The 21,710-nt window shown below is 43.9% G+C and carries 18 protein-coding genes and 1 pseudogene; 13 read left to right on the forward strand and 6 right to left on the reverse strand.

Annotated elements, in window-relative coordinates:
• Positions 1–14 precede the first annotated feature (14 nt).
• Together proQ and UF05_RS23030 are read right to left on the reverse strand one after the other, a co-directional pair.
• Positions 15–644, reverse strand: coding sequence for an RNA chaperone ProQ (gene proQ / locus UF05_RS23025; protein WP_005458274.1), 630 nt, complete (start codon positions 642–644; stop codon positions 15–17).
• A 97-nt stretch (positions 645–741) separates the two neighbouring features.
• Complete coding sequence (locus UF05_RS23030; protein WP_021453850.1) at positions 742–1,215, reverse strand: GAF domain-containing protein; 474 nt, start codon at positions 1,213–1,215, stop codon at positions 742–744.
• Between the two features lie 92 nt (positions 1,216–1,307).
• Here UF05_RS23030 and UF05_RS23035 point away from each other — a divergent pair, with 92 nt between their 5' ends.
• The 4 genes from UF05_RS23035 (at position 1,308) to rsmF (ending at position 8,584) form a co-directional block, all read left to right on the forward strand.
• Positions 1,308–3,104: an ABC transporter ATP-binding protein gene (locus UF05_RS23035; RefSeq protein WP_005480797.1), complete on the forward strand. Its 1,797-nt coding sequence runs from the start codon at positions 1,308–1,310 to the stop codon at positions 3,102–3,104.
• Between the two features lie 24 nt (positions 3,105–3,128).
• Positions 3,129–4,376, forward strand: coding sequence for a paraquat-inducible protein A (locus tag UF05_RS23040; protein WP_005486416.1), 1,248 nt, complete (start codon positions 3,129–3,131; stop codon positions 4,374–4,376).
• Positions 4,369–7,017: an MCE family putative adhesion factor MAM7 gene (gene mam7, locus UF05_RS23045; protein ID WP_015296763.1), complete on the forward strand. Its 2,649-nt coding sequence runs from the start codon at positions 4,369–4,371 to the stop codon at positions 7,015–7,017. The genes UF05_RS23040 and mam7 overlap by 8 nt, the downstream gene beginning before the upstream one ends.
• A 130-nt stretch (positions 7,018–7,147) precedes the next feature.
• Complete coding sequence (rsmF, locus tag UF05_RS23050) at positions 7,148–8,584, forward strand: 16S rRNA (cytosine(1407)-C(5))-methyltransferase RsmF (RefSeq protein WP_045545174.1); 1,437 nt, start codon at positions 7,148–7,150, stop codon at positions 8,582–8,584.
• A 282-nt stretch (positions 8,585–8,866) separates the two neighbouring features.
• Here rsmF and UF05_RS23055 read toward each other — a convergent pair whose 3' ends face one another.
• Complete coding sequence (locus UF05_RS23055; protein ID WP_005457108.1) at positions 8,867–9,700, reverse strand: CvfB family protein; 834 nt, start codon at positions 9,698–9,700, stop codon at positions 8,867–8,869.
• A 191-nt stretch (positions 9,701–9,891) separates the two neighbouring features.
• On the opposite strand from UF05_RS23055, the gene UF05_RS23060 reads away from it, so the two are divergent.
• Complete coding sequence (locus UF05_RS23060) at positions 9,892–11,244, forward strand: hypothetical protein (protein WP_005457111.1); 1,353 nt, start codon at positions 9,892–9,894, stop codon at positions 11,242–11,244.
• 17 nt (positions 11,245–11,261) lie between these two features.
• Here UF05_RS23060 and UF05_RS23065 read toward each other — a convergent pair whose 3' ends face one another.
• Positions 11,262–11,759 (reverse strand): DUF4442 domain-containing protein, encoded by a 498-nt coding sequence (locus UF05_RS23065; RefSeq protein ID WP_005457113.1) that lies wholly within the window; start codon positions 11,757–11,759, stop codon positions 11,262–11,264.
• Between the two features lie 382 nt (positions 11,760–12,141).
• Between UF05_RS23065 and UF05_RS23070 the strand changes: the two genes are divergently transcribed.
• A complete protein-coding gene (locus UF05_RS23070; RefSeq protein WP_005457114.1) occupies positions 12,142–13,194 on the forward strand; it encodes a 3-deoxy-7-phosphoheptulonate synthase in 1,053 nt (350 codons plus the stop codon).
• Positions 13,195–13,228: 34 nt separating this feature from the next.
• Complete coding sequence (locus UF05_RS23075) at positions 13,229–13,711, forward strand: YajQ family cyclic di-GMP-binding protein (RefSeq protein WP_005457116.1); 483 nt, start codon at positions 13,229–13,231, stop codon at positions 13,709–13,711.
• A 127-nt stretch (positions 13,712–13,838) separates the two neighbouring features.
• Here UF05_RS23075 and UF05_RS23080 read toward each other — a convergent pair whose 3' ends face one another.
• A complete protein-coding gene (locus UF05_RS23080) occupies positions 13,839–14,759 on the reverse strand; it encodes a precorrin-2 dehydrogenase/sirohydrochlorin ferrochelatase family protein (protein WP_015296766.1) in 921 nt (306 codons plus the stop codon).
• 461 nt (positions 14,760–15,220) lie between these two features.
• Here UF05_RS23080 and UF05_RS23085 point away from each other — a divergent pair, with 461 nt between their 5' ends.
• The 5 genes from UF05_RS23085 to UF05_RS23105 all read left to right on the forward strand — a co-directional run bounded on the left by UF05_RS23085 (position 15,221) and on the right by UF05_RS23105 (position 20,504).
• Positions 15,221–16,249, forward strand: coding sequence for an amino acid ABC transporter substrate-binding protein (locus UF05_RS23085; protein WP_005457119.1), 1,029 nt, complete (start codon positions 15,221–15,223; stop codon positions 16,247–16,249).
• Positions 16,250–16,506: 257 nt separating this feature from the next.
• Complete coding sequence (locus UF05_RS23090; RefSeq protein ID WP_005457120.1) at positions 16,507–17,712, forward strand: amino acid ABC transporter permease; 1,206 nt, start codon at positions 16,507–16,509, stop codon at positions 17,710–17,712.
• 1 nt (position 17,713) lies between these two features.
• Complete coding sequence (locus UF05_RS23095) at positions 17,714–18,811, forward strand: amino acid ABC transporter permease (RefSeq protein ID WP_021448566.1); 1,098 nt, start codon at positions 17,714–17,716, stop codon at positions 18,809–18,811.
• Between the two features lie 23 nt (positions 18,812–18,834).
• Positions 18,835–19,584, forward strand: coding sequence for an amino acid ABC transporter ATP-binding protein (locus tag UF05_RS23100; protein ID WP_005457131.1), 750 nt, complete (start codon positions 18,835–18,837; stop codon positions 19,582–19,584).
• Between the two features lie 251 nt (positions 19,585–19,835).
• Positions 19,836–20,504: a Bax inhibitor-1/YccA family protein gene (locus tag UF05_RS23105; protein ID WP_005494926.1), complete on the forward strand. Its 669-nt coding sequence runs from the start codon at positions 19,836–19,838 to the stop codon at positions 20,502–20,504.
• Positions 20,505–20,580: 76 nt separating this feature from the next.
• On the opposite strand, the pseudogene UF05_RS26780 reads toward UF05_RS23105, so the two are convergent.
• Positions 20,581–20,972: pseudogene (locus tag UF05_RS26780) on the reverse strand (chromosome partitioning protein ParB).
• A gap of 408 nt (positions 20,973–21,380) precedes the next feature.
• On the opposite strand from UF05_RS26780, the gene UF05_RS23115 reads away from it, so the two are divergent.
• Positions 21,381–21,710: a TusE/DsrC/DsvC family sulfur relay protein gene (locus tag UF05_RS23115; RefSeq protein WP_005377396.1), complete on the forward strand. Its 330-nt coding sequence runs from the start codon at positions 21,381–21,383 to the stop codon at positions 21,708–21,710.

Genomic DNA, 21,710 nt, shown 5'->3' on the forward strand with positions numbered 1-21,710 from the left:
TAGGAGTATCTCCCTTATGCGCGCAAGTGCTCCGCTTTTACAACCATTTGTAGGCCGTTAGCAAGTTGAACACGTACATCATCCTTATTGATCTCAACAATGGTCGCTGCCATGTTTCCTTTGCCCATGTTCACGTTTACTGCATTGCCTACTGTGATTTCATCAGCATTTAGAGCGCGCGTTTCTACAGGCTTAGTTGGTTTTTGTACTTTTGGTTTGTTAGTACGGCGAGGCTGTTGAGGCTTTTTATTAGCCGCTGGTTTTGCTTTCGCCTTACCCTCTTCACGAGCTTTCTGTGCTTGTTCTTTACGACGAGCTTGAACTTTCGCTTTGCTTTCTGCAAGTGTCGCTTTAGCGTGTTCTACGTGTTCTTCTTCTAGTTCACCACAAGGGTTGCCATCTAGGTCAACACGTACCGCACCTGGTTTTACACCGTGTAGGTAACGCCATGATGAAGTGTACTGTCTTAACGCTGCACGAAGCTGAGTTTTGCTTACTTTTTCGTCTTCATTTAGACGTTCCGCAAGATCTTGAAAAATACCAATTTTCAGAGGTTTTGCTTCACCTTCTAAAGTAAAGCACTTAGGGAAACATTCAGCAATATATGCGATAACTTCTTTGCTGTTTTTTAACTTTTCAGTCATGAGGGTTCCTGATTTGAGCGGATTTCCGCGAAGCATTAAGAAAAATATTCTCGTATTATAGTGACATGCCAAGGAAAAACCACACTCGTGGGCTAATTTATGCGTCGTTCGCGTGTGAATTAAGCAGCTTTTCTACTTCTGACATAAAATGAGTGAGACCTTCCTCGTCTGTTTCATTGAATCGACCGATACTTGGGCTATCGATATCCAATACGCCAGCAACTTTTCCATTGATTGAAAACGGAATCACAATTTCAGAATTACTCGCAGCATCACATGCAATATGACCTTCAAATTCGTGAACATCGTATACTCTTTGAGTAGTATTTGTTTTTGCGGCTGTACCACAAACGCCTCGTCCCATTGGGATACGAACGCAAGCTGGTTTACCTTGGAATGGGCCTAATACAAGCTCATCCCCTTTTATTAGGTAGAAGCCTGCCCAGTTGAGGTCTTCAAGCTCCATAAATAGTAAAGAGCTTAGGTTCGCCAAGTTAGCGATAAAGTCTGGCTCAGATTCAATTAGGGCTACTGCTTGTTTGGTGAGTCGTTGGTATTGTTCTATGTTCATATTAACTTCCTACTTATTATTAAAGCTTCCATTCTCTTCGTATGGCGCTAAAATGCTGACCTACTTTAAAATAGGACTTATTCTCAATTACAATGATTCCGAAAAATGACACTATTAGCCGTTCTTGGTTGATAACACAAGTTAAAAAGCACAAGTCCAAGCTGATTTTAGCGAACTTGATTGCTATTGTGGCGACCTTGATTAGTGTTCCAATCCCTCTTCTTATGCCATTAATGGTTGATGAAGTGCTATTGGACAAACCTGCCTCTGGTCTTTCTGCCATGAACGCTGTGCTTCCTGAAGCGTGGCATACCCCAACTGGATATATCTTTTTCACGCTTTTTTTAGTTGTGCTCATGCGCGCAGCCAGCCAAGCGTTGAACATTGTTCAAAGTCGTCAATTCACACTGGTATCGAAAACCATTACGTTTGAGATGCGCAGTAAAATGATCGACAAATTGGGTCGAATCAGTATTCGTCAGTACGAAACCAAAGGCAGTGGAGGAATTAACGCCCACCTTATTACTGATATAGAAACCATCGATCAATTTGTTGGTTCGACACTCGCAAAGTTTGTTATCAGCTTTTTGACCGTAATAGGCACCGCTATCGTTCTGCTTTGGCTAGATTGGCGTCTGGGCTTATTTATTCTACTCGTAAACCCTATTGTCATTTATTTCTCTCGCAAACTTGGCAGTATGGTCAAGCATCTCAAGCGTAAAGAAAACCACTCGTTCGAAATTTTCCAAAACCGACTGGTAGAAACGTTGGATGGTATTTACCAGCTGCGCGCTGCCAATAAAGAGCGCGAATTTCTTCAGCAGCTAAAAGAGAGCGCCAATCAAGTCCGCGTCGATGCTGACAAATACGCCTGGCAATCAGAAGCGGCTGGTCGAGTTTCTTTCTTGCTCTTCTTAATCGGTTTTGAATTATTCCGTGCGGTTGCCATGTTAATGGTGATGTTTAGTGACCTAACAATTGGCCAAATTTTCGCTGTATTTGGTTATCTATGGTTTATGTTGTCCCCTGTTCAAGAGCTTCTTGGAATACAATTCTCTTGGTATAGCGCAAAAGCTGCATTGAAACGTATTAACGACCTTCTAGAGTTGGAAGAAGAAGATAGACCTGTCTCGAAGGTGAATCCTTTCAACGAAACACGCGAAGTCGATGTAAAAATCGAGCATGTGGATTTCTCATATAATAATGAGAACAAAGTGTTGGATGACCTGTCGTTACATATTCCAGCGGGCAAAAAAGTTGCGTTAGTGGGCGCGAGCGGCGGTGGTAAATCAACACTGATTCAACTGCTAATTGGTGTTTACCGACAGAACGCAGGTAGCATTCGTTTTAATGATGAGTTAACAGAAGATATTGGTTTTGAAGTGATCCGCGACAAAATTGCCGTGGTATTACAGCAACCTATACTATTTAACGACACCTTGAGGCATAATCTGACGCTCGGTGGTCACTTTGATGAAATGTCCTTGTGGAGAGCGCTCGAAGTTGCTCAATTACAAGATGTGATTTCTCAACTTAACCACGGTTTGGATACGCAAATTGGCCGCAACGGGATTCGTTTGTCCGGCGGACAACGCCAACGCCTAGCGATTGCACGTATGGTGTTAAGCAATCCTCAATTTGTTATTTTAGATGAAGCCACGTCTGCGCTCGATACTGCAACAGAAGCTGCACTACATAAAGCGCTAACAGAATTCCTACGTGGTCGAACAACCTTAATCGTCGCGCACCGTCTATCGGCAGTAAAACAAGCAGATTTGATCTATGTGCTTGAAGATGGGAAAGTGACACAAACAGGAACCCATGGTGAGCTCGTTGAGCAAGAAGGCTTATATCAAACCTTGTACGGGGGCATTCAGTCCCAAGCTTAAACCCTTCTTATTAGAGAGGTCTTTATGACCTCTCTGTCTAAGCATGCCATGCAACCTAATAGTGTGCGTTTATGCCAAGGTTGCGAACTCCCTGTCGATATTGTCGATTTACCTAACGGTAAAAATGCACATTGCCCACGCTGTGGCACGCAATTATATCGCGGAGGCAGCCCTAGCCTTTCTGGTAATTTAGCGGTTGCGATAACCTGTATCCTGCTATTTATTCCGTCGCACTTCTTTAACTTCATTAGCATCAGGCTTTTTGGTGTGATGATTCCCGCGACCTTACCCTCAGGGATGATCACCTTGATGGAAGAAGGCTTTGTTCTTCTTTCATTGTTAATTCTATTTTGTAGCTCACTTGCCCCATTGACCGTATGTGTTTCGGTCGTGACGGCACATATCTCATTGCATCAACGATGGTTTAAGGGGCTGCGCGTCTCACTGTGGCTGATTCAACATTTGAAACACTGGGTAATGTTGGATGTATTTTTGGTCAGCATTGCGATCTCTTGTTTTAAGCTTCAAGACTATTCAGATATTTTTGTTGGCCCGGGCTTGATTGGCTTGGTCTTGCTGCAAATATTTACTGTTCTTCTGGTATCACGCATCAGCGTTCGTCGTTATTGGGAAGCTTGGAAACCAGAAAACACGTACTCTTTCGAACACAAAGATGTGCATTGTCACGAGTGTCATCTCTCTCAACCTGAAGGTGAGCGTTGCCGACGTTGTCATCATGAGCTCTATCATCGTAAGCCAAACTCGATTCAAAAAACGTGGGCTTACCTAGTCGCGGCTACTATCGCGATTTTTCCTGCTAACCTTATTCCTATTTCGATTTTGATAACCAACGGTCAACGCCTTGAAGATACGATTTTCTCTGGTGTTGCGTCTTTGGTCAGAAGCGGAATGTATGGTATCGCCATTATTATTTTTGTTGCCAGTATCGTTGTGCCAGTCGTTAAAATCCTCGGCCTTGCCTATATTATGCTGTGCATCAAATTCAAGCGTTCGGTGTTTCGAAGACAACGAATGATGGTTTACTTTGCAGTAAAGTGGATCGGTAAATGGTCTGTCATGGACTTGTTTGTTATTTCTATCATGATGACCTTGGTCGATCGCGGTCAAATACTCGACTTTACGCCAGGTTACGGCGCGGTCGCGTTTGGTTTAGTCGTCGTGCTGACAATGTTAGCCGCAGAGAGTATTGACCCAAGGCTAATCTGGGATGAAGCCCCAAAACAATCAGAAAAAGAGTCAATTAATGAGTGATCAGAACAATTCTCAAACATCGTATGTGCCTGATGTTAAGAGGAGCAAAGGCATATCTCCACTTTGGCTACTGCCAATTTTGACGATGGTGCTCGCCGGCTGGCTTGTGGTGAAGTCCATCCATGATGCGGGGCAACGAGTACAGATTTACTTCTCCGACGCTGCTGGTTTGGTGGCAGGACGTACAACTATCCGTTACCAAGGTTTGGAAGTCGGTATGGTCCGTGACATTAATTTGTCCGAAGATCTCGGCAGCATTTACGTGGATGCAGACATCTACCCTGAAGCAACGAAGTTACTAAACGATAAAACGCGTTTTTGGCTCGTTAAACCAACCGCGAGTTTAACTGGTGTGTCGGGCTTGGATGCGCTTGTTTCTGGTAACTACATCTCTATCCAACCGGGGGACGGTCAAGAATTTGAGACCACATTCCACGCTCTCGATTCGGCGCCAACGGACCTACGTGTTTCACAAGGTTTGAACATCAAACTTAAAAGCCGAGACTTAGGCGGCGTGTCGATTGGATCTCAGATTGTCTACAAGAAAATTCCTATCGGTGCGGTTTACAGCTACCAACTGGATGAAGATGCAAAATCCATTACTATTCAAGCCAATATCCAAGAGCAATATCGACACATCATCAATGACCGCAGCCGCTTTTGGAATGTCAGTGGCATTGGCGCAAGTATTGGTTTTGAAGGCGTTGACGTACGCTTAGAAAGCATGAGTGCCCTACTTGGTGGCGCTATCGCGGTTGATTCCCCGGACGATGGCGAACCAGTGGAAGAAAATACCGAGTTCCGCTTATATAAAGATTTGAAAACAGCAGGTCGAGGCATTGCGATCAAAATTGCTCTACCTGACGACAATAAAGTCAGCAGCGAAGGCGCACCAATCATGTACCGTGGCATTGAAATTGGTCAGGTCACTGACTTAAGCCTTTCTGAAGGACGAGAAGTCATTTTGGCATCAGCAGCAATTCAGCCTGCTTTCAGTGACATGCTTACCACTGGCACTCGCTTTGTTTTGGAAGAAGCGAAAGTGTCGTTGTCTGGTGTCGAAAACATTGCAAACCTAGTTCGAGGAAACTTCCTCACTATCGTTCCTGGCGACGGCGAACGCTCTCGCCGCTTCACTGCAATTCGTAAAAACGTATTTAATCAACAGCAAGAAAAATCTATCGCGATTCGCCTAATTTCTGACAACTCATTTGGATTAGATAGCGGCGCGAACGTGCTCTATAAAGGCATTGTGGTCGGTTCTATCATCAACGTAGGTTTGGTTGATGAGAAAAAACAAGCGAAGCACGAAGTCTTTATGGATGTGCTGATTGATCACGAGTACAAGCATCTTATTAAGTCAAATAACCGTTTTTACGTGACTGGCAGCGCTTCTGCAGAGCTTACTGAGTCTGGGTTGAGCGTCACTGTTCCGCCAGCAAAACAACTACTGACCGGTTCTATCAGTTTCGTCAGTGAAGGTTCTGAGTCGATTCAGAAAGAATACCAACTGTTCCAAAACGAATCGTTAGCAGAACTCGCGCAGTACAACAAAACTGGCTCGAAAACATTAATGCTGTTTGCTTCAGAGCTACCACCAATTTCGAAAGGCAGCCCTCTACTCTATCGAAATCTGCCTGTCGGTAACGTCTCGGACTTTCATCTCGTCGATGGTGGCGTATTGATTAAAGCGACCATTGAAAATCGCTTTGCTTATCTGGTCACCCCACAAACCGTTTTTTGGAATCGTTCAGGTATCGAAATTGATGCCTCACTTTCTGGCGTTAGCGTTAAAGCACATCCACTAAAATCTCTAATTGAAGGTGGAATTGCCTTTGATTCCGTGCCTGGCGTGGAAAACAAAGTTGGAGAACGTTGGAAACTTTACGCTGATCAGCAAAAAGCGCGCAAATTTGGTCGAGTCATTTCGCTAGAAACCGACGGCACGCAAGAAGTGCTTAAAGGTATGCCGATTGAATACCAAGGCGTGAAGGTGGGTGAAGTGACGCTTGTCGTACCGAATTTCCGTCGCAATCTGGTTGAAGTCACCGCCCGAATTTTACCGGAATACGTGGCAAATATCGCGGTAGAAGGCACGCATTTTTGGCTAACTGAACCTGAAATTGGCCTTGGCGGCGTGAAAAACTTAGGTGCGCTAGTTTCAAAATCTATCAGCGTTGAACCGGGTAATGGTAAGGCGAAGTTCGATTTCCCATTAGAAAAAGGGTTTGACCGTGTAGAAGGCGTCATGTTTACCCTGCAAAGTGAACAACGCGGTTCGGTTCAAGTCGGTACTCCTGTTCTCTACCGTCAAATGGAAGTTGGTCAAGTTACCGATGTTCGCTTGGGCGAGTTCGCTGATCGCGTGGTTTCCACCATCAAGATCAAACCTGAATACGCGTATTTAGTGCGTCAAAACAGCGTGTTCTGGAATGTGTCTGGTGTGGATGTTTCTATCGGTATTACTGGTGCGAACATCAAAGCAGGTACGATTGATAGCCTCGTGCGTGGTGGCATTGCATTTTCAACGCCAGAGCAATCACAAATTCCACCAGCTGCAAAACGTGGTCACTCTTTCTATCTTTACCCACGTGCCGATGAAAGTTGGGTTCAATGGAGAACGCCAATTCCTAAGCCCTAAGGCGGGATATTGATTCGATGTAAAGAGCAGCAATCGCTGCTCTTTTTTATGGTCGTTAACCTTGTCACTATTCGTTTCTGCATCGCTTTCGTATATTATTTGCGGCAAATTCTGCAAACGAGATTCCACATTGCATCCTAATGTTTACATCCCAGACGCGTTTCTGGAAAAAATCCAAACTATCCTTCCTGCGAACCTCAACATGGAAGATTTCATCTCTGCATGTCAAAGGCCTCTTCGCAAAAGTATCCGCGTAAACACGCTCAAAATGAGTGTGGAAGACTTTGTTAAGCGCGCGGAAGACAAAGGATGGACATTGTCACCCGTCCCTTGGTGTGAGACAGGTTTTTGGATTGAAGCCGACGAGTCGGTTGTACCATTAGGCAACACAGCAGAACACATGTCTGGCTTATTCTACATTCAAGAAGCCAGCTCGATGATGCCAGTATCTGCCCTATTCATGAATGACGAATCTTACGATGCGGTACTAGACACCGCTGCTGCACCAGGTTCAAAAACCACGCAGATCGCCGCATTAATGAAAAATGAAGGTGTACTTGTCGCGAACGAGTACGCGGCAAGCCGCGTAAAAGTTCTGCATGCCAACATCGAACGCTGTGGTGTGCGCAATGCCGCTTTGAGCAACTTTGATGGCCGCGTTTTTGGTGGTTGGTTACCTGAACAATTTGATGCGGTATTGCTTGATGCCCCTTGTTCTGGCGAAGGCACAGTTCGTAAAGATGAAGATGCCATGAAGAACTGGACACAAGCGTCCGTTCTAGAAATCGCAGATACGCAAAAAGATCTCATTGAAAGCGCATTCCACGCACTTAAGCCAGGTGGCGTGCTAGTTTACTCAACGTGTACGTTAAGTACCGAGGAAAACCAGCAAGTTTGCCATCACTTAAAAGAAACCTTTGGTGACGCGGTTGAGTTTGAGAGCCTGGATGGATTATTTGAAAATGCCAACGCCGCATTAACAGAAGAAGGTTTCTTACACATCTTCCCTCAGGTTTATGACTGTGAAGGCTTCTTTGTTGCGCGTATTCGCAAATACCATTCTGTAGAGGCGCCACAAGTGAAAAAGCGCATGGGCAAATTCCCGTTCGTAAAAGCGTCGAAGAAAGAATCAGAAGAGATTTCAAAGCAACTACACAACGCATTGGATATTGAGTTGCCTTCCGAAAGTACGGTTTGGCTCCGAGATAAAGACGTTTGGCTATTCCCAGATGCACTTGAGCCTATGATTGGCGAATTACGTTTTTCTCGCATGGGCATTAAAATCGCTGAAGCACATAAAAATGGCTACCGTTGGCAACACCAAGTCGCTACCGCGCTGGCGACGGGTGCTGAAAACAACGCTATTGAGCTAACTATTGAAGAAGCACGTGAATGGTACATGGGCCGTGATGTTCGTCCTCAAATCATTCCAGAAGGACTGAAAACGGGTAAAGGTGAAGTGCTAGTTAAGTACCAAGGTGCGATTATCGGTTTAGGTAAGTGGGTCAGTAACCGCATTAAAAATGGTCTTCCTCGTGAGTTAGTACGAGATAAGAACTTATTTTAAAGAAATGACGAACCATAAATAAATGAAAAGCCATCGTATTTGCGATGGCTTTTTAGTTCGTAAGTATGAAAGCTCGTAGGGCTGCTAGCGATTCAAGCTCGCTGTACTAAACTGAAGATATCAAAGTAACGCTTTGATACGGCATTTCTCTCTACGTTAACCACCCAATAATTGGTTGACGAAAGTTTAGCGCAGGCTCTGTAGAGCCGTTTCCCCTAGGCCCAAAAAATGGAAGAGTTTGGGCCGTTTTTTTGGCTGCTTTCTAGCGTTTAAGCAGATAAGTCAAGCGAGACGGATACCGTCTTTCTCAATCACTATCTTACCTTGCTTGTACAAACCGCCGATGGTCTTTTTGTACGTGCCTTTACTTGTACGGAAAGCATCAAAAATCGCTTCTGGCGAAGACTTATCGTTCAGAGGAAGGAAACCGCCCTTCTTCTCCAAGAGATCAATAATCTTGCTTGAAAGATCATCCATCTTCGCCACACCGACTTTTTGTAGAGATAAGTCAATTTTGCCATCTTCACGGACTTGCTTGATGTAACCTTTCAGTTTTTTACCGATAAACAGCTTACCAAATACATCAGAAGGGAAAATCATGCCCCAGTGTTTGCCGTTTACAATCGCTTTGTAACCAAGTTGGCTGCGTTCTGCGATAATCAGATCAACTTCTTCGTTTACTTCGTAGTTTGCTGGCGTTTTATCAAGCCACTTGTTGAACTTCGTCGTACCAACAATACGTCCCGACGCTTTATCGGTGTAAACATAAACCAGAATGTTTTGACCCGCAGTAAAGCGAGCTCGTTGCTCACTAAATGGGATAAGAAGGTCTTTCTCTTTAATGCCCCAGTTTACGAATGCACCCGTTTGATTGATGCCTTCGATTTTCATCAAGCCCCACTCGCCTACTTGAGCGATTGGCTTGTCAATGGTCGCAGCAAGTTGGCTTTCTGAGTCAAAGTACAAAAATACTTCGATGTGATCGCCAAGTTCAGTGCCTTCAGGTACATGTTTGTTAGGCAGCAGAACAGAGCCGTAATCGTCACCATCCAGAAATACGCCAAAATCAGCCTTTTTAATGACTTCTAAGCTGTTAATTTGACCAATTTTAATCATTGATATTGTCTCTCTTAAAATTTACACGGAATTATACCTAAACTAACAAGAAAATCAGAGAGAAAAGCAAACCTCTCTGTTATGCTGTCTGCTCGGCTATTTGCCCCAGTCACTCTCTTAGCAATCTCGACCTTACACGCTCAACTACATTACGTAAGGCAAGAGTGCTTTAGCAAAGTCAGGAGCTTTCTTTGGTCACCGTCGATAAACAAGACTCAGTAACATTAAAAATTAGCCACGCGCTCGCAGAAAGCAAAAGTGTCGACCTAGATATTTACTTCTTTGTGCCTGGTGAGCTTGGTTTAAACGCCGACATCATCAGTGAATCCGAATTTTATTACACTTCTATCACTCAGCAACGTGCTTATTACAGTACAGAAATTCTATTGCCGCTTGTTCACAGCCGATTAGCGAAGCGCGGACGTCTTTCTAATCAGCAATACCGCGTAAGTTTGAGTTTATTCGCCTACCAGTACGTTATCGCATTAGATAAAGCAGTGGCGAGTTTGAATAAGCACGAGAGCAACTCCGTTACAGAAGATGAAGTGGACGAAGTCATTGAGTTGACGCTTGAGATCTTAAAACGCTTGAGACGCTCTATCCCTTATGAAGAAAACTTAAAGCGTTACTACGTTAATATTGATAACTATTTGTCGTGGTATACCGAGCAAAAGTTTTTGTCTCTCGTTGCTCATCTTCCTCGAGAAGGCGATTACAGCACCATTAAACAGCGTTTGATTACTCTGTGTGAGAAAGAACAAGCGCATCGCAAGCTAAACAAATACAACTCTCCACGCGTGGTTGAAGACGTGACGCGTCTTTCAAACAAAATGCGTTTGTTAAGACGTCTGATTGAACACCCTATTGTTTTGCGTGAGCAAACTATCTCCATGGGTAACAACATCAAGCGAGCGATTAAAGGGATTGCGACGGGCTTGGTTATGGTCGTAGTGACATCGACCGTTATTCTAGCCCGAGACTACCTTGGCGAGATTTCTGCATCTTTCATTATAGCGATGTCTTTTATCTATGCTTTACGCGAGATTTTTAAAGATGATCTTCGTGATGCGATGTGGCGTTGGATTCGTAAAGGCAAACCTAAGTGGCGTAAAAAGTACATCGACCCGACGACGAAGAAAGTCGTCGGTAAAAAATTAGAATGGCTTGATTATAAAACGCTATCGAGCTTGCCAGACAAGATTCAACAGATTCGTAAAAAACGCGTCGTTCAAAGAGAAGAACAAATTCTTCACTACCATGAAAAAACAGAAATGGCGACGTCGCTCTTTTTAAGTGGTTATGAACAGACTCGAGAAACGTTGAACATCAGTTTGCGCCCGATCATCCGCCTAATGGATAAGAGCTCAAACCGCGTTTATCGTCTAAATGAAGGGCAAGTGACCAAAGAGTCTGTAGAGAAACGTCATTTACTCAATGTGATCGTCAAAGAAGACAACCACACTGATGCGCCCGTTTACTACCGTTGGAAAGTCGTGCTAAACCGCTCGAAAATAGTCTCTATCGAGAAAATCGAGCTCAATTAAAAAACGGATTCAAACTATTAAGCAGCCTTCTTTGTATGTTGAGCTGCTTTTTTTATGGATAGAGTAAGCGCAAACTCTGCCATCGGCTCCTGCCCATGTAGGCTCGGACACAGTGCAATGATCTTCACATCACGATTAACACGTTCACCAGTGGCAATGGTATGGTCTAGCATCTCATCAATGACATGGCCGTCATTACAAACGAAATGAACATCCGCTTCTGGACGTTTTAAAAACTCCGCTTTCACTCCTTTAAATGCTAAAGAAATCGCCTCGCCTTTTTCTTGAGCTTTGCTCATCGCAAGAAAACCACCAGCCACATCAGCACCAACGGCTAATGCACCAAAATACATACTGTTTAGGTGATTCTTTGTTCGTCGTCGAAGTGGAATGCGCACTTCAACGTGCTTACTATCAATGGCGATAATTTTTGGGTGACACAGCCAAATCAGAGGCACTTTCGAAAAGCCAAAGAGATTGAGATACAAATTTGCGCGACGTACTGCTGATAACATTTTGGTCTCCTTACCAAACTACTCTGACCAGTTAATCAACGAACGAAATAGATGTCAAAGAAATGTTAACAAAAGCTAGATCTAGACAGTTATTGAGCATGCTTCTAGTGACAGCGTCACCTCGCTCGAATAGAGAAGCATGAGATTCGTCGCACTAAACTCGCTTGACCGAAGGTGAGATAGAAGAAAAGGTTATAAATTCAAATGTATATATATTGATTTAATGATCAAGTTTTGTCATTTATACATAAGTCATTTAAATGAATACCAACACCTTTGTATACAATTCGGTATTTCCTGGGGAAGATTCCCGTGAAACGGTTTATTCCTGCCTGTAATTCCGTTATCTTTACCCCTTCGCAATAGAGAATAAAGCTATAACATGCCTATAAAAACAGATGAATTGAGAACCCAACCTTTGGGTCCAATGCCTACCCCAGCGGAGCTAGGTAGTGTACATCCGATCACGGATGACGTTGCAGATCGCATCGCTCAATCTCGTCGTCAGATTGAAAACATTTTAACAGGTGAAGACGATCGCCTTCTTGCTATCGTTGGTCCATGTTCTGTTCACGATACTGAAGCCGCAATTGATTACGCGAAACGCCTGAGTGAAATCCAAGATAAGTACAAAGACGAGCTATTTATCGTTATGCGTACTTACTTTGAAAAGCCTCGTACAGTAGTTGGTTGGAAAGGTCTTATCACCGACCCTAACCTAGACGGTTCTTACGCGCTTGAAGCTGGCCTTCACAAAGCTCGTAAACTGCTACTGGATATCAACAAGCTTGGTCTTGCGACTGCTACTGAGTTTCTTGATATGATCACTGGCCAATACATTGCCGATTTGATCACTTGGGGCGCAATTGGCGCACGTACGACAGAATCTCAAATTCACCGTGAAATGGCATCAGCGCTATCTTGCCCTGTTGGCTTTAAAAATGGCACAAACGGTAATGTGAAGATCGCGATTGATGCGATTCGTGCCTCTCAAGCTTCACACTACTTCTACTCGCCAGATAAGAATGGTCGTATGACGGTGTACCGCACAAGTGGCAACCCATTCGGTCATATTATTTTGCGTGGCGGCGAAAAAGGTCCAAACTTTGACGAAGCGTCTGTGAAGCAAGCGTGTGATTCACTTGCTGAGTTTGGTTTACCTGAGCGTCTTATTGTAGACTTCAGCCATGCAAACTGTCAGAAGCAGCACCGAAAACAGCTTGATGTTGCAAGTGACATTTGTACTCAAATTAAGTCAGGCAGCACTCGCATTGCGGGTATCATGGCGGAAAGCTTCATTATGGAAGGCAACCAGCCAATGACTGACATTAACAACCTAACTTACGGTCAATCAATTACTGACCCTTGTTTAGGTTGGGACGATACAGTAACTATGCTAGATATGCTGGCAGAAGCTGTAAAATCCACTAAGTAATTCATCCATATAACGAGATAATCAAGGAATCTTCATGCCATCGTTTGATATTGTTTCAGAAATCGATACCGTTGAACTACGTAACGCCGTTGATAACGCTAACCGTGAACTGTCTACTCGTTTCGATTTCCGCAACGTAAATGCGAGCTTTGAGCTAGTAGAAGAAAACGTAAAAGTGTCTGCGGAAGGTGACTTCCAGCTTAAGCAAATGCGCGACATCCTACGTGGCCACTTGGCAAAACGTAATGTTGATGCAAATGCAATGGACGCTCAAAACCCAGAAGTAACGGGTAAAAACTGGCATCAAAACATCCTGTTCCGCCAAGGTATCGATACACCGACAGCGAAAAAACTGGTTAAGCTAATCAAAGATGCGAAGCTAAAAGTACAAGCGTCTATCCAGGGCGACAAAGTACGTGTAACTGGTAAGAAACGTGATGACCTGCAAGCAACTATCGCTGCAATCCGTGAAGCGGAGCTAGGCCAACCGTTCCAGTTTAACAACTTCCGTGATTAATATGTTTTGCTAATTGGTATTCGATACCAGTTAGAAGAAGCAAAATAAAAGCGCCGACGTATTTTTCGTCGGCGCTTTTTTATTGTCAGTATTTGGGAGAGCGTTGTTTTTGATAAAGCTTCACAAACTAAATCACAAGATCTTGCCCTTGCAGCAACATGAATTCGCTTGTGCCTTGAGGAATGAACACGCACACGCGTAAGTTGTCTTTTTTCGCTTTGGCTAACTTATCAGACAGTTCTGCCGCATTTGAAAAGGCCTCACGTTCGGCATCTCTTCTTACCAGCTCCATTGCGTCTGATTCACACTTAGTCGAATACAGCGCGAGTTCGGCTTGCTGCATGTAGCGAACAGCTTTGATTGGCAGCATTTCGACGTCTTTTCCGAGATGAATCCAAGTACAGCTGCCCTTCTCATCCAATGGGTTTGCCATCGTTGCCTGATAGATGGTTTCAAGCTCGCGGTTATTACGCGCGTTTTCAACATCAGGGTTAGAGAAAAATTGCTCCCAGAACTTACGGCGTAAATCGACACTTGGTAACGCTTCTTTGATCGAATTACGTTTCGAGTTGGCAAACTCGGCCATCAAACCCATGTTCTGAGGAAGAATCGCTTCAAGCTTTTCACGAATATTGCGAATCAGTACCGGAGACGCTCCACCACTTGAAATTGCAATCTGGATTCTGCCACGGTTGATCATTGAAGGTGTGATGAAGTCACAGTACGGTTTGTCGTCTACGACGTTGACCAAAATGCCAAGCTCTTTGGCATTTTTATACACCTGGTGATTCAACTCTGGGTTATCAGTGGTGGCCCACACTTGCACAAAACGTTTTGTGACAAGGTCACTTGAATAAAAGCGCTGTACCCAATGGATTTGGTGCTCATCGGCAAGCCTTGATAAGAACTCAACCAAAGTTGGAGAAACAATGGTGACATTCGCCCCAGCCTTGAGTAGCGCTTCCACTTTACGGCTCGCCACTTCTCCACCACCAACAACAAGTACTGGTTTATTCACTAAATCTAAGAACAGAGGAAAATATCGCATTTCAATCCATGATTACTCTTATTTGCTATTGCTACTCATGCTACCAAAAATGGGGCAAACACATCACCCTGTTTCGACATCACAAATAATTTTTGTTCAAATTTTTGCGTAACTCAGTCGAGCTAGGCTAATGATAGATTTAATAACAACTTTTTATTCTCTCATTTTATTCACTCTTCTATTGATTGTTCTGATGCACCAAATTGACCGAGTTTTGCACTATTTACAAACAATTAACATTTCGTCATTCTAATTCTCAAGGAGCTTTGGAAGTTCTCTCAAAACTCTATTTAAATTATATATTTGAGAATTAACAGATCCTTTCCTACGCTTATAACTGGTTGATTTATCGATTGCCGTTTCTTCGAAAATCAACCACGTAGGACAATAAATACTAATAAATTGGACAAGTTATTTCAGGTCACTCCTGATTAAACATGGATCATACAGGAAGGATACAAATGGCAAACAAACTAACAATTCTTGCTTCCGTCGTAGCGGCTTCTACTGCCATGATGGCGACATCAGCACAAGCAGCAGACACGACTCTGGACAAAGTCACAAAACAAGGTTTCCTTACTTGTGGCGTAAGTACCGGTCTACCTGGTTTCTCAAACCCTAACTCAAAAGGTGAATGGGAAGGTATCGACGTAGAATATTGCCAAGCACTGGCTGCAGCCGTTCTTGGGGATAAAACGAAAGTTAAATATGTACCCCTAACCGCGAAAGAACGTTTCACTGCACTTCAATCGGGTGAAATCGATGTGCTTTCTCGTAACACTACCTGGACACTACACCGAGATACTGCGCTAGGTCTAAACTTTGTTGGCGTTAACTACTATGACGGTCAAGGTTTCATGGTCAAGAAAGATCTTGGCATTTCTAGCGCTAAAGAGCTTGATGGTGCGTCAGTTTGCGTACAGTCAGGTACAACAACCGAACTCAACTTAGCGGATTACTTCCGCAACAGTGGCATGTCGTACAAACCTGTGGTGTTTGATACGGCGGCGCAAACCTCAAAAGGTTTCGATGCCGGACGCTGTGACGTGCTAACGACTGACCAATCGGGTCTGTACGCACTTCGTTTGAATCTGAAAGATCCTTCTTCTGCAGCGGTTCTTCCTGAAATCATTTCTAAAGAGCCACTTGGGCCTGTGGTTCGTCAAGGCGACGATCAGTGGTTCAACATCGCTAAGTGGACGTTAGCAGCAATGGTGAATGCGGAAGAATACGGCATTACCTCTAAGAATGCGGATGAGATGTTGAAATCTCAAGATCCAAACATCAAACGTATTTTGGGTGTTGATGGTCCGAAAGGTAAAGGCCTCGGCATTCGTGATGATTGGGGTTACCAAGTCGTCAAACAAGTGGGTAACTACGGCGAAAGCTTTGAGCGCACAGTTGGTAAAGGTTCGCCTTTAGAGATCGCTCGTGGTGTTAACGCACTTTGGAATGCCGGCGGCTTCATGTACGCGCCACCAATCCGTTAGAAACGAGTTAATCAGGGCGGTTCATGCCGCCCTTTTTCTTGAATATATCAATCTGGATGAGTAAGGATCGCTCATTGGCTGGAATAAGCCTTGGTCAGTATGATATGGGTTTGGGCGAGTAACTCGCGCTACAAATCTATTGCAAGCTAACACTAGGTTAAGCCTTTAGGGACAACCACTTATTTATACAGAGTGATATCTATAACTAAGGTTTGAGGTTATCGCTGTATGAAACCGACTTTTGAGGTTATCGCTGTATGAAACCGACTAAAGATACATCGCCAAGTACGATGTCCAAACCGAGCGGAAGCAAGAGCTTGATTTATAATCCTGCCTTTCGTTCTGCTATTTTCCAGATCATTGCTATAGCTGCACTGGTATTTTTCTTTTATACCATCATCAACAATGCGTTAAATAACCTCGATGCTCGGGGTATCGCGACAGGCTTTGGTTTCCTGAACCAAGAAGCTGGTTTTGGTATCGGGTTAACTCTCATTGAGTATAACGAAACGTATTCTTACGGCAGAACGTTTATCGTGGGTCTTTTAAATACAGCATTAGTCTCTGTGCTGGGTATTATTCTCGCCACCGCGATTGGTTTTACGATGGGTGTAGCGCGTCTCTCAACAAACTGGTTGGTTAGCCGTTTAGCTGCGGTTTACATTGAGACGTTTCGAAATATCCCCCTTCTTCTGCAAATCTTTTTCTGGTATTTCGCAGTACTGCAAGCATTACCATCGGCAAGACAAAGTTTGAGCCTTGGCGAAGCTATCTTCTTAAACGTGCGTGGGCTGTATTTTCCTGCGCCTGTGTTTAATGAGGGCAGTGGTGTTGTAATTGCTGCGTTTGTTATCGGGCTTATCGCTACGATCTCTATCTCTATTTGGGCTAGAAACAAACAACGCCTAACAGGCCAACAAACCCCGATGGGACGAATTGGTTTAGGGCTTCTCGTTGGCTTGCCTCTGCTGGTTTACTTCGTTTCTGGTATGCCAATTTCTTTGGAATACCCAGAACTGAAAGGTTTCAACTTCAAAGGTGGGATCAGTATCATTCCTGAGTTGGCAGCTCTGCTATTGGCGTTAAGTGTTTACACCGCCGCCTTTATTGCGGAAATCGTACGCTCCGGTATCAACGCGGTGAGTCATGGTCAAACAGAGGCCGCGATGTCACTTGGTTTGCCTCGTGCTAAAACGCTCAAGCTGGTTGTTATCCCTCAAGCTTTGAGAATCATCATTCCTCCACTCACAAGCCAATACTTGAACTTAACGAAGAACTCTTCGTTGGCAATGGCTATTGGTTATCCGGATCTGGTTTCTGTGTTTGCTGGTACAACCTTGAACCAGACAGGACAAGCCATTGAGATCATCGCAATGACAATGGGCGTTTATCTAACGCTGAGCTTGCTCACGTCTGCGTTGATGAACTTGTACAACCGCAAAGTTGCGCTGGTGGAGAGATAATATGAGTACACACCAATTTCAACCCGATCTCCCGCCACCATCAAATACCGTTGGCGTGGTTGGGTGGTTACGCAAGAATTTGTTTAATGGCCCAGTCAACTCCATTGTCACGCTTATTCTTGCTTATATCGTTTTTAATGCGCTTTGGCACATTGTCGATTGGGCATTCATTAATGCTGACTGGATAGGCTCAACGCGTGATGACTGTAGCCGAGAAGGTGCATGCTGGGTGTTCATCAGTGTTCGCTGGGATCAGTTCATGTACGGCTTCTACCCAGAAGCAGAACTTTGGCGTCCTCGCCTGTTTTACATCACGCTCGCGATTTTCACTGTGCTTCTTGCCTATGAAAAAACACCAAAACGTTTATGGATTTGGCTGTTCTTTGTCAACATCTATCCGTTTATCGTTGCTGCGCTTCTCTACGGTGGCGTGTTTGGCTTGGAGGTGGTTGAAACGCATAAATGGGGCGGATTGCTGGTCACACTGATCATCGCGCTTGTTGGTATTGTGGTTTCATTACCGATCGGTGTCGCACTGGCTCTAGGTCGACGCTCTGATATGCCCATCATACGCAGCATCTGTACGATTTACATTGAAGTATGGCGTGGCGTTCCACTGATTACCGTACTATTCATGGCGTCCGTTATGTTACCGCTGTTCTTAGCTGAAGGTTCCGAAACGGATAAACTTATTCGTGCCTTAATTGGTGTGGTCATGTTCAGCGCGGCTTACATGGCAGAAGTGGTACGTGGTGGTTTGCAAGCCATTCCAAAAGGACAATATGAAGCTGCCGATGCGTTAGGTTTGAGCTACTGGAAGAAAACAGGCCTGATCATTTTGCCACAGGCACTTAAGATCACCATTCCTTCCATCGTAAACACATTCATTGGCCTATTTAAAGATACCAGTCTGGTACTGATCATCGGTATGTTCGATGTGCTCGGTATTGGACAAGCAGCAAACACCGACCCCGAATGGCTCGGCTTTGCTACCGAAAGTTATGTATTTGTCGCGTTAGTGTTCTGGGTATTTTGTTTTGGTATGTCACGTTACTCAATATGGCTCGAAAACAAACTTCATACCGGTCACAAACGATAACTCATCAAGATCAAGGACGTATTATGACGCAACAACAAGACTATATGATCCAGTTGAAGGACATGAACAAATGGTATGGTGAGTTTCACGTACTAAAAAACATCAACTTAAATGTAAAGAAAGGCGAAAAAATCGTTATCTGTGGCCCTTCAGGTTCAGGGAAATCGACCATGATTCGCTGTATCAATCGCCTTGAAGAGCATCAAGCAGGCAGCATTTTTGTTTCTGGAACAGAGCTTACGGAAGACTTGAAAAACATCGAAGCCGTGCGACGTGAAGTCGGAATGTGCTTCCAACACTTTAACCTCTTTCCACACTTAACAGTTTTGGAAAACTGTACACTTGCGCCAATTTGGGTGAAAAAGATGCCGAAAGAGGAAGCGGAAGCGGTTGCGATGAAATATCTCAAACGCGTTAAAATCCCAGACCAAGCCGATAAATACCCAGGTCAGTTATCTGGTGGTCAGCAACAGCGTGTAGCGATTGCCCGTTCATTGTGTATGAGTCCTAAAGTCATGCTGTTTGATGAGCCAACCTCCGCGCTCGACCCTGAAATGGTGCGTGAAGTGTTGGACGTTATGGTCGAATTGGCGGAAGAAGGCATGACCATGCTGTGTGTAACCCATGAAATGGGCTTTGCTAAAGAAGTCGCCGATCGCGTGATATTTATGGACGCAGGAGAAATCATAGAAGAGAACAACCCTGTCGACTTCTTTGAGAATCCTCAATCGGATCGCACGCAAAACTTCTTAGCGCAAATCCTGCATCATTAATCATCAACGCAGAGAACGCTTTAAAAGCACTGATTTCGAACGAAGTCAGTGCTTTTTGTCATTTACATCACCAATCGTTGTGAGCACCAACGCAAAAATTCTTGGTGGTAATATTGTGTTACAAGTTGCCACATACATAACATCTTATTTCCATTATCATTTTATCTAGGATATGCATGGAAAGGGCTTGATTTTTTGAACTTTCAGCCCCATAAATGTACCAATAGTAAACTCCCTTATTGAGGATAATTATGAACAGTCCAATGTTTACTCGTTCAACAAGTGTTCCTAATACACTAGAAACTAACAAAGTACTGAAAAACACTTACTTCCTACTGTCGATGACACTGATGACCAGTGCTATCGCAGCAGTCGCGACTATGGCAATGCAAATTTCACCAATCATGGCGATTGTGATGCAGCTTGCCGCGATTGGTATTTTGTTCTTTGTTATGCCAAAGGCAATCAACTCATCATCTGGTATCGTTTGGACATTCGTTTTCACGACTCTAATGGGTGGTGCTTTAGGTCCAATGCTTAACTACTACGCATCAATTCCAAACGGTCCTACTATCATTGCTCAAGCTCTAGGTTTGACTGGTATGGTGTTCCTTGGCCTATCGGCTTACACCATTTCAAGCAAGAAAGATTTCTCTTTCATGCGCAACTTCCTGATGGCAGGTTTGATCATTGTGATCGTTGCAGCGCTGATTAACATCTTCGTGGGTTCAACAATGGCTCACCTAGTAATCAGCAGTGTTTCTGCACTCGTGTTCTCTGGTTTCATCCTATTCGATACAAGTCGTATCGTTCGTGGCGAAGAAACAAACTACATCAGTGCAACAATTTCGATGTACCTAAACATCCTTAACTTGTTCACTAGCCTACTAAGCATTCTAGGCATCATGAACGACGATTAATCGTTTCTCGTTAAGTAAAATCAAAAAGCCCGAAGGTAATTCCTTCGGGCTTTTTCTTTGTGTGCAATTCAGTGTATTACGCCTGCTCTACAGACAACTCGATAACTTCGTCAGCTTCTGGATTTTCTCTAAAGCGTCTCACTTTGATCGTTTCCTCTCCTAACATGATTTGCTTGGCGATTCGGTGCATACCATCAAAGACTCGGTAGTCACTAGTTAAGATCACGGGATACGATACATCGGCATTGTTGATGCGTTGGCAATGTTGATGCGTTGGCAATGTTTCGCGATTTCACGACAGGTTGGCTGCGGCCCTTCATCACTAAACCAGGTCACCTCATTCGGACCTTTAATGTCATCAATAGAAATTTCTTCTACGGGTAAGGATTCTGCAAGCTTCCAAATACGCTCAATAGACCAAGTGGATTTTACGTTGTCATTAATCTCAATGTAACGTTGTGTCGACATGACTGACTCCTTGTCATGAGTGTTGTTTCTAACCTGAGCACAGGTCGGTTATCAAACCCAGAGAATATCGACCCAAAGGAATAAACACAACGTCGTAACCGATTCATCCTTAAACAAAATTTCATTAATTAGACAGCTGATTATCAAAAAACGATAATAAAAATGAATAAATCCGAATATAAATGCAAATGTCTTGGTATTACCCCCGGTAAATTTTTAACAAGCTGAATAATTTATTATTTTTCTGCATAGCAGTGAGTTTTGGACACATCATCAGCATCCATTAAAGCCCTGCTACTTTGTATGCTTTTGCTTCGCTCAGTACGACTTCAGGATTCTTTTGTTGAGAACTTCCTAACGTGTGCGCTAATCTATAAACATCCATGTTCACTTAACGGATAAGACGTTATGTTCGTTTACAACGGCAAAGAAATTGAAACTGATGCTCAAGGCTATCTACTGGATCATACTCAGTGGGAAGAAGGCATGATTGAGCTTTTAGCAAAAGAAGAAGACATCGAACTTACTGATGCTCATTTAGAAGTTGTGCATTTTGTGCGCGACTTTTATGAAGAGTTTAATACCTCTCCAGCAGTGCGAATGCTTGTCAAAGCAATGGAAAAGGCGCACGGCCCAGAAAAAGGCAACAGCAAATATTTGTTCAAGCTGTTCAAAAAAGGCCCAGCAAAACAAGCAACAAAGCTAGCAGGTTTACCTAAACCAGCTAAGTGCCTGTAA

Origin of the sequence: Vibrio sp. S457-15 (genome assembly GCF_000960545.1) — a bacterium.
Lineage (GTDB): Bacteria > Pseudomonadota > Gammaproteobacteria > Enterobacterales > Vibrionaceae > Vibrio > Vibrio parahaemolyticus.

What these genes read in the sequence shown, in the direction of transcription:
- UF05_RS23070 (WP_005457114.1), top strand. Translation starts at nt 12,142, where the DNA reads ATGCCTATAAAAACAGATGAATTGAGAACCCAACCTTTGGGTCCAATG.
- UF05_RS23030 (WP_021453850.1), bottom strand. Translation starts at nt 1,215, where the DNA reads ATGAACATAGAACAATACCAACGACTCACCAAACAAGCAGTAGCCCTA.
- UF05_RS23105 (WP_005494926.1), top strand. Translation starts at nt 19,836, where the DNA reads ATGAACAGTCCAATGTTTACTCGTTCAACAAGTGTTCCTAATACACTA.
- UF05_RS23075 (WP_005457116.1), top strand. Translation starts at nt 13,229, where the DNA reads ATGCCATCGTTTGATATTGTTTCAGAAATCGATACCGTTGAACTACGT.
- UF05_RS23040 (WP_005486416.1), top strand. Translation starts at nt 3,129, where the DNA reads ATGACCTCTCTGTCTAAGCATGCCATGCAACCTAATAGTGTGCGTTTA.
- UF05_RS23095 (WP_021448566.1), top strand. Translation starts at nt 17,714, where the DNA reads ATGAGTACACACCAATTTCAACCCGATCTCCCGCCACCATCAAATACC.
- UF05_RS23065 (WP_005457113.1), bottom strand. Translation starts at nt 11,759, where the DNA reads ATGTTATCAGCAGTACGTCGCGCAAATTTGTATCTCAATCTCTTTGGC.
- proQ (WP_005458274.1), bottom strand. Translation starts at nt 644, where the DNA reads ATGACTGAAAAGTTAAAAAACAGCAAAGAAGTTATCGCATATATTGCT.
- mam7 (WP_015296763.1), top strand. Translation starts at nt 4,369, where the DNA reads ATGAGTGATCAGAACAATTCTCAAACATCGTATGTGCCTGATGTTAAG.
- UF05_RS23100 (WP_005457131.1), top strand. Translation starts at nt 18,835, where the DNA reads ATGACGCAACAACAAGACTATATGATCCAGTTGAAGGACATGAACAAA.
- UF05_RS23080 (WP_015296766.1), bottom strand. Translation starts at nt 14,759, where the DNA reads ATGCGATATTTTCCTCTGTTCTTAGATTTAGTGAATAAACCAGTACTT.
- UF05_RS23055 (WP_005457108.1), bottom strand. Translation starts at nt 9,700, where the DNA reads ATGATTAAAATTGGTCAAATTAACAGCTTAGAAGTCATTAAAAAGGCT.
- UF05_RS23085 (WP_005457119.1), top strand. Translation starts at nt 15,221, where the DNA reads ATGGCAAACAAACTAACAATTCTTGCTTCCGTCGTAGCGGCTTCTACT.
- UF05_RS23035 (WP_005480797.1), top strand. Translation starts at nt 1,308, where the DNA reads ATGATTCCGAAAAATGACACTATTAGCCGTTCTTGGTTGATAACACAA.
- UF05_RS23090 (WP_005457120.1), top strand. Translation starts at nt 16,507, where the DNA reads ATGAAACCGACTAAAGATACATCGCCAAGTACGATGTCCAAACCGAGC.
- UF05_RS23115 (WP_005377396.1), top strand. Translation starts at nt 21,381, where the DNA reads ATGTTCGTTTACAACGGCAAAGAAATTGAAACTGATGCTCAAGGCTAT.